Source organism: Escherichia sp. AM3, assembly GCF_032029835.1.
In the GTDB taxonomy this organism is placed as follows: Bacteria; Pseudomonadota; Gammaproteobacteria; order Enterobacterales; family Enterobacteriaceae; genus Escherichia; species Escherichia coli.
In genome coordinates this window covers 1-1,522 of sequence record NZ_JAVUPQ010000281.1, presented here as the reverse complement: position 1 = coordinate 1,522, position 1,522 = coordinate 1, and the positions used below count along the sequence as shown (strand labels likewise).

The 1,522-nt window shown below is 51.8% G+C and carries 3 protein-coding genes; all 3 read right to left on the bottom strand.

What is annotated here, in order from left to right:
- Positions 1-81, bottom strand: an 81-nt coding sequence (locus RTW80_RS31750) for a hypothetical protein (protein ID WP_409415314.1), incomplete at its 3' end; no start/stop codon positions are given.
- A 3-nt stretch (positions 82-84) separates the two neighbouring features.
- Positions 85-498 (bottom strand): type VI secretion system baseplate subunit TssE, encoded by a 414-nt coding sequence (gene tssE / locus RTW80_RS25105; RefSeq protein ID WP_000611744.1) that lies wholly within the window; start codon positions 496-498, stop codon positions 85-87.
- Positions 499-504: 6 nt separating this feature from the next.
- The coding region (tssC, locus tag RTW80_RS25100) for a type VI secretion system contractile sheath large subunit (RefSeq protein WP_312720766.1) at positions 505-1,522 on the bottom strand (1,018 nt) is incomplete at its 5' end.

Sequence of the window (1,522 nt, the reverse complement as noted above, 5' to 3'; positions counted from 1 at the left end):
GGGTTTTTCCGTTGCCAGCAGCTTGCTAAGCTGGCGCAGGTAATCGAGTTCTTCCCGGAAATAGCGTTCTTCAAATTCCATTTGTCAGTCCACCCGGTAATGCTGGCTGCCATTCGGTGCCATATCAAATTCAAGCACCTCATGCGTTTCGTTAAATGTCACCCAGGCTGTAATATGAAACGTCATATCCAGCGGGCTGGAGGCGGATGAAACCACTACCTGCACTTCAGCGTGTGAGATCCGGGGTTCATAGCGTTCTATACATTGCTCGATGGCCCGACTCATGGATTCGCGGAAGTTTTCAGCCCCTTCCGGTTCATCAATGCCCAGCTCAGGCGCACCCCGGCAACTACCGGACCGGGTATTAAGAATGTTTCGTAGGTTCTGGCGAATGGATTGCCTGAGCGAATGAATACTGCCTCCCTGCCGGTTTCTGGCCGAAGAGGCTTCCATACGCTCAAAAAGAGAACCTGTGGTTCTTTCCCGATCCGGTATCATGGTGTGTTACTCCCTGTCTAACCGGCCAACCAGGGAAAGCTCAAAATTTGCCCCCATAAATTTAAAATGAGGTCTCACGCTTAGCGCAACCTGGTACCAGCCGGGTTCGCCTTCTACATCCATAACCTCAACTTTGGCAGCGCGCAGAGGTTTGCGGCTGCGCACGTCTGCAGGCGGGTTTTCCTGGTCGGCAACATACTGACGGATCCAGGTATTAAGCTCTCTTTCTAAGTCGCTCCTTTCTTTCCATGACCCCAGTTGTTCACGCTGCAACACCTTGATGTAGTGCGCTAACCGATTGATGATGAAGAGATAAGGAAGCTGCGTACCCAGCTTATAGTTGGTTTCTGCATCTTTTCCCGGAAAGTGCTTCGGTTTTTGTACCGAGTTTGCAGAGAAAAAGGCTGCATTATCAGAGTCTTTACGCATGGTAAGGGTGATAAAACCCTCTTCAGCCAGTTCAAATTCGCGGCGATCGGTGACCAGCACCTCGGTTGGGATTTTGGCCTGAATCTGCCCCATCGTTTCGAACAGATGCACCGGCAGATCTTTCACTGCGCCGCCGCTTTGCGGACCGATAATGTTTGGACACCAGCGGTATTTGGCAAAACTGTCTGCGATATTGCATGCCAGCATCCAGGCCGTATTACCCCACAGATAATCTTCGTGGTTCTGGCTGACATCTTCGTAATAGTTAAAGTTCTTAACAGGGTTATCTGTTGGTGAATAGGGCTGGCGAAGCAGGAAGCGGGGTGCCGTAAGCCCTAAATAGCGCGAATCTTCCGAGTCACGCAGGGCGCGCCATTTGGTGTAGGCCGGACCTTCAAAGATGGCATAAAGATCTTTGATATTAGGCAGTTCGGTCCACGAGTTCAGCCCCATAAACTCCGGGGAAACGGAGGACAGGAACGGTGCGTGCGCCATTGCGCCCACTGCACTGACGTATTGCAGCAGTTTCATGTCAGGCGCGGTATTTTTGAACTCATAAGCGCCCAGCACGGCAGCGATGGGTTCACCGCCAAAC